At 35.9% G+C, this 6,506-nt stretch carries 4 protein-coding genes; 2 read left to right on the forward strand and 2 right to left on the reverse strand.

The annotated features are described in order from the left end of the window. Window positions 1-133: 133 nt before the first annotated feature. A complete protein-coding gene (locus tag LCM23_RS12795; protein ID WP_224937295.1) occupies window positions 134-1,537 on the forward strand; it encodes a sigma-54 interaction domain-containing protein in 1,404 nt (467 codons plus the stop codon). 384 nt (window positions 1,538-1,921) lie between these two features. Here the strand turns inward: LCM23_RS12795 and LCM23_RS12800 are convergent, their stop codons facing one another. After that, window positions 1,922-3,313 (reverse strand): NAD-dependent succinate-semialdehyde dehydrogenase, encoded by a 1,392-nt coding sequence (locus LCM23_RS12800; RefSeq protein ID WP_224937296.1) that lies wholly within the window; start codon window positions 3,311-3,313, stop codon window positions 1,922-1,924. Between the two features lie 35 nt (window positions 3,314-3,348). Next, window positions 3,349-4,659, reverse strand: coding sequence for a 4-aminobutyrate--2-oxoglutarate transaminase (gene gabT, locus LCM23_RS12805; protein WP_224937297.1), 1,311 nt, complete (start codon window positions 4,657-4,659; stop codon window positions 3,349-3,351). A gap of 121 nt (window positions 4,660-4,780) precedes the next feature. On the opposite strand from gabT, the gene gabR reads away from it, so the two are divergent. Then, window positions 4,781-6,184, forward strand: a complete 1,404-nt coding sequence (gabR, locus tag LCM23_RS12810; protein ID WP_224937298.1) for a MocR-like transcriptional regulator GabR — start codon at window positions 4,781-4,783, stop codon at window positions 6,182-6,184. Window positions 6,185-6,506: the final 322 nt, after the last annotated feature.

Genomic DNA, 6,506 nt, shown 5'->3' on the forward strand with positions numbered 1-6,506 from the left:
GAGAAAATTTTAAATATTTGTTATAATTTCTTTAATATCGACTCGCTTTGAGTTGATTTCAATTCACTTAAACCATTTGAATTCCTTCTTTTGAAGGGATGATTCGAATACAACTCACTAAAGGAGGGTCAATTTGAAGAGACTTCACGCAATTGCTCAATTGAGACCTGAATTTTTCTCTGAAATTTTAAACTCAATCAATGACGCTGTTTATATTACAGATAAAAACGGTATGACCTTATGGGTAAACTCTACAAGTGAAGAAATGTGTAATATTCCAAAAGAGAAGCTCATTGGTAGAAGTGTACAAGAACTAGAGAAAGAGAAAGTCTTCACTCCTTCAGTCACCAGACTTGCATTAGAAGCAAAAAAGAATATAAGTACTGTTCAAGAGATGAGAGATGGTCGAAAGTTTATTGCAACTGGACATCTAGTTAAGGAAGAGCATGGACAAGTCATTGCAGTTGTTGCTCACTGCAGAGACATAACCGAAGCAGTAAAGACCTCCTCACGATTAAAAGAGACAGAAGAGTTACTAGAAAAATATAGTTTAGAGATTAAGAAACTCTACCTATCTACTAGACAATCTAATCCTGAACAAAAGGAACAAATGATTGATAATGAGATTGAAAATATTATTAATAAAATTTCTAGAGTAGATACAACTGCTTTAATTATTGGAGAAACAGGGACTGGAAAAAGTGTAACAGCAGAGAGGATTCACCTATTATGTAACCGACATAGTCAACCATTTATACAAATTAATTGTGCTTCTATGCCTGAAAGTTTGCTAGAGTCAGAACTTTTCGGGTACATGAGAGGAGCTTTTACAGGGGCAAACAAAACTGGGCAACAGGGCCTTATTCAAGCTGCAGAAGGTGGTACATTATTTTTAGACGAAATAGGTGAACTCCCCATCCACCTCCAGGCCAAACTATTACATTTTTTACAAACCAAAACTTACTTACCTATTGGTGGAAGACAATATAAAAGAGCAAATGTGAGAATTATAGCTGCAACTAATCGAAAACTCGACCAAATGGTAGAAGAAGGAAAATTCCGAGCTGATTTATACTTTCGTCTAAATATCCTTACAATTAAGCTCCCCCCTATCCGTGGTAGAAAAGAACATATTACAGATTTATCCTTCTATTATTTAAGGAAATTTAATGAAAAGTATCATACCAATAAGATTTTTTCGCCAGATGTTTTAAAGACTTTTCATTCCTATAAATGGCCCGGAAACGTGAGGGAATTGGAAAACCTAATAGAAAAATTAGTTGTATTGTCTGAACAAAATATCACTATGAATGATTTACCAAGAAAAATGTTGCAAAAAACCTTAGATTCTACTTCATTCACTTATCCAGTCAAAGGGCAAACGATGCCTGAGTATTTAGAAATGATTGAGAAAGATATCCTTCTTAAAGCATTAGATCAAGAAGAATCTACTCGAAAAGCAGCAAAAGCATTAGGTGTTACCCAATCTCTATTAATGAGACGTATACGAAAATATAATATTAAATTACTTAAATAGGTACTTGTATGAGAATTCTGTTTATAAAGGAGCGGTATTCGGCGACATTATATCGGGTGTCAAAATTAAGAAGTGGCTTGACCAAATGAAAACGGATTGCCTAAAACCAATTAAACTAAACGACATAAATACCTCACGATGATTCTTTTAAAATCACACCAACACTCTAATAAAACGAACAAAAATAAAATGAACTGTACTCCAATTGTTAGATACCTGAGCTAACAATTGAAAAATGAGTCCGGTGTAATACCGAACCCATTTTCTACCGAGCTACCTTAATGAAATAACCGTCTCTAACTTTTAGGGGGCACTTCAAAAAATTTTGTTCGTTTTCGTATTCTGCCAAAAAACACCTTTCAACTTCTTCTCCTGATAGAAAATCTATAAATCACCGATAGACAAATACTTCGTCTCTAAATAAGGTTCAATCCCTTCAGTGCCCCCTTCACGCCCCAGTCCGCTTTCTTTCATCCCACCAAAAGGAACATGTGCTGCAGAAGGAGCACCATCATTCCAGCCAACGATGCCAAAGTTCAAACGTTCATGTAAAAAGATACCCGTTTTATAATTGTTTGTGAAGAAATAGGCAGCAAGACCATATGGTGTACTATTTGCGATTTCAATCGCTTCTTCAAGCTCTTTAAACGAGATAAGTGGTGCTACTGGGCCAAATGTTTCTTCTTGTGTAATTTTCATATCTAATTGTACATTTTTGAGAACAGTTGGATAGACAAAGTAAGTATTGATTTGATGATTAGCATTATATTCATTGCCCACTAATACCTCTGCACCTTTACTAATCGCATCATTCACTTGAGCAATAATTTTTGTATAGCCTTTTTCATTAATAATCGGCCCAATGTCTACGCCCTCTTCCAATCCGTTACCTACTTTTAACTTCGTCACTTCTGTTGTTAGTTTATTTGCGAATTCATCCATTACATTTTCATGCACGAGGATTCGATTGGCACAGACGCAAGTTTGTCCAGCATTTCGAAACTTAGAAGCGATGGTTTGGGAAACGGCAAAATCCAAATCAGCATCTTCGGCAATAATAAGTGGCGCATGCCCACCTAGTTCCATCGTCACATGCTTTATTGTATCCGAACTATTTTTAAGTAATGTTTTCCCGACAGGAGTAGAGCCAGTAAAAGTAATCTTACGTACAAATTCACTATTTGTGAAAATTTCACCGATCTCTTTTCCTTCACCGATGACATATTGTATAGCGTCAACAGGAATGCCAACTTCATGAGCCAGTTCGATTAGTCGAATCGTCGTTAATGGTGTATCTTCTGCAGGTTTGACGATAAATGTACACCCAGCAGCTAGAGCAGGTGCCGCCTTTCTTGTCATCATTGCCGCTGGGAAATTCCAAGGGGTGATAGCAGCAACTAACCCTACTGGCTGCTTCGTCACAACAATTCTTTTGGATTCATTATGGGATGGAATCGTACGTCCGTATGTGCGCTTTGCTTCCTCCGCATACCAAGCGATGTAACTAGATGCATAATCTACCTCACCTAATGATTCTTTTATCGGTTTACCGTTTTCACGAGTCATCAATTCTGCAATTTCCGCCTTATGTGCTTGAATGTTATCCATCCATTTCTTTAATAAATCTGAACGTTCATGAGCATTCACCTGTGACCATTTTCTAAAGGCATTATGTCCTTTTTTCAATGCGAGATTGATTTCTTCTTTTGTATTCATTTCAATTTCTGATATGAACTCTCCTGTAGCAGGGTTATTCACTTTGTAAGTATTTTTCACTTTGCTCACCTTTATTTTAAATTTTTTATATAACGTTACTCTACTGATTGAAAAGCTCTTTTTAAAATAGACAGTCCTCTTTCTAACTCTTCATCCGTGATGACTAATGGCGCTAAAAAGCGAATGACATTGCTTTTTAATCCTGCCGAAAGAAGTAATAAGCCATTTCGATTTGCATAATTTATAATTTCAGCTGTTATTATTTTGTTTGGTACTTTACTCCTTCTGTTCTCAACAATTTCAATGGCAACCATTGCTCCTAAACGGCGGATATCTCCTATATACTCATGCTTTAAAGCAAGCTCTCTACTAGTTGCTTCTAGTTTTTGACCTAATATTTCGGCTCTTACAACTAAGTTCTCTTCTTCTAATATGTCAATGACAGCGAGCGCAGCTGCGCAAGCCACCGGACTTCCTGCATAAGTCCCCCCCAATTCACCTGGATCAGCAATATTTAGCATTTCTTTTCTACCAACTACACCACTTAGTGGGAGTCCACCTGCAAGAGATTTAGAAACGGTGATTAAATCTGGAGTGACATTAAAATGTTCAATAGCAAATAATTTTCCTGTACGACCGAACCCCGTCTGAATTTCATCTGCTACAAAAACGATGCCATGTTCTTTACAAAAGTCAGATACTGCTTGTACAAATTGTTTTGGTGGAACAATAAATCCCCCTTCACCTTGGACTGGCTCCATCACAATACAAGCGACCATTTCAGGTGCAACAGTTGCAATGAAAAAGTCTTTAAATTCTTCAATTACCCTCTGAATATATGCTTCATCTGTCATCTCACTAGGCTTATGATACATGTACGGAAATGGAGCTTGGTAGATCTCAGGTGCGAAAGGTCCAAAACCGAATTTATAGGGTTTAACTTTACTTGTCATGCCCATTGTAAGGTTTGTTCTCCCATGATAACCTCTAACAAATGACACTACAGCTTGCCTTCCAGTATATCGACGTGAAATTTTGATTGCATTTTCAACTGCTTCAGCACCTGAATTAAATAAAATAGCTTGCTTTTCAAAGGTTCCAGGAGTGAGTTTACAGAGCTTTTCTGCAAGATGAATATATCCCTCATACATCATAACATTGAAACCAGGATGTAAAAATTTGTCTACTTGCTCTTTCACCGCTGCTGTCACTTTCGGATGTGAATGACCAACATTTAGCGTGCCAATCGCCCCCGCAAAATCAATCCATTCCTTTTCATCCATATCAATAATCGTGGCATTCGAGGCCTTTTGGGCAATACTTAAGTTCCCATTGCTTACCCCTTTTGGAATATACTTCATACGTTTATCTTGCAATTCTTTAGTTATTGAATCAGTCGAATTCATATAAATCCTCCTTTTTATTAAATAATTGATTAAATCATATCAATAGTCTGACACCTTACTGGTATAATAAAAAGAACCAAAAATGAAAAAAATATGGTACCAAATATTCAAGGAGGATCATATGATATATTTGTCGATTGATAAGAAGGTAAAAGAAAAGTTCATCTATCAACAGATTTATGAAGAAATAAAAAAAAACATACTAATCGGACGAATTCAACCAAATGAAAAATTGCTCCCTAAAAGAGTTCTAGCTCATCAACTAAAAGTAAGCTTAAACTCTGTAATAAACGCCTATGATCAATTACTTGCAGAAGGATACATATACACATTAGAAAGAAAGGGATACTTTGCCGAACGGATACAGGCATTTGTCAGTCAAGAAGAAATACTTAACCCCTTACTAGCAGATTTAAAAGAAAGTGTAACCGATAAAAGCGGTTGGATTTCACTGTCCCATATGACAGCTAATACTTCGGATTTTCCATTTAAAGAATGGATAAGAAGTCAACAAAAAGCCATCTTAGTGCATCAAAATGAGCTTTCAGAAATTATTCATCCCCAAGGTCCTTATATTGTTAGAGAAACAATTGCTCGCTTAGTTGCCTTCAACCGAGGAGTTATTTGTGAACCTGAACAGGTCGTGATTGGAGATGGTACAATTTCTTTAATTAGACAATTAATGGATATTCAGAATAAAAATTCTGTAATAAGTATAGAAAACCCAGGATATCAGCGATTATATAAATTACTAGAAAGAATGAAATTTCAAGTACTTCCAGTAAACATGGATAATAAAGGAATTAAAATCAAGGAAATCCAACCCTCTCATTTCGTTTTTGTCACCCCATCCCACCAATTCCCTACAGGTATCATCATGCCTATTTCTAGACGAATTGAATTATTAAATTGGGCGTCTGAAGGGGAGGATCGTTATATCGTTGAAGATGATTATGATAGTGAGTTCAAATATGAAACAGATAATATCCCATCCCTACAAAGCCTAGATAGAAATCAGCGCGTAATTTATATAGGAACATTTTCAAAAACAATGCTACCCGGCTTACGTATTAGTTATATGGTGTTACCACCAAAACTCTTAAGAATCTATCGCCACAAATATGCCGATCTAATGCAGCCTAGTAACACCCTTAACCTATTTGCCTTGCATTATTTTATTGAAAGTGGAGGATATCAAAAACATGTGAAGAGAATGAATAGTTATTATGAAACAAAGAGAAAAATATTAATAAAAGAGCTAGCCAATCGATTTGGAGACAATCTCCAAATCGATAATATCCCAGCAGGACTTCATATTTTCATTCACATTAAGAGTAATAAAGATTATGAGGAAATCGAGGAAAGAGCACGACAACTAAGATTAGAAATCTATACAATGAAACGTTTCCTATTAACAGAAAACAAACAAAAAAGCGGGTTGATTAACCTTGTAATTGGCTTTGCTAATTTGCCAGAGGATAAAATAAAAGAAGCTGTCAATCGCTTATTTCAAGTTTTTCATTAAGAATAAGATATGACACGTTATACTATTTTAACTACAGTAGCGCCCTATTAAAATGGAAATCGAGAATGAGAGAGGCTGAACCTGTTGAGAACCTATGCCTTTCTAAGTAAGAGCTGATATCCCAACCCAAATTGCAAATGACTTCGCACATCAATTATCAAGTGAAGTAACAAAATATTTAGTACACAAAAAAGCTTTGGATTTGTTAATGTCCCCTTTAAGTAGACATTCAAAAAAACCTTCATGTTACCATGAAGGAAAGAATGCTACTTGGAGGGGATTTTTCTATGGCAAAGAAAGGACAAACTTTTAATAGTTATTC

Source organism: Cytobacillus kochii, from assembly GCF_020171845.1.
Classification (GTDB): domain Bacteria; phylum Bacillota; class Bacilli; order Bacillales; family Cytobacillaceae; genus Cytobacillus; species Cytobacillus kochii.

Bases quoted from the DNA above. Each gene is read 5' to 3' on its own strand.
- gabT (WP_224937297.1), bottom strand. From the start codon at position 4,659: ATGAATTCGACTGATTCAATAACTAAAGAATTGCAAGATAAACGTATG.
- gabR (WP_224937298.1), top strand. From the start codon at position 4,781: ATGATATATTTGTCGATTGATAAGAAGGTAAAAGAAAAGTTCATCTAT.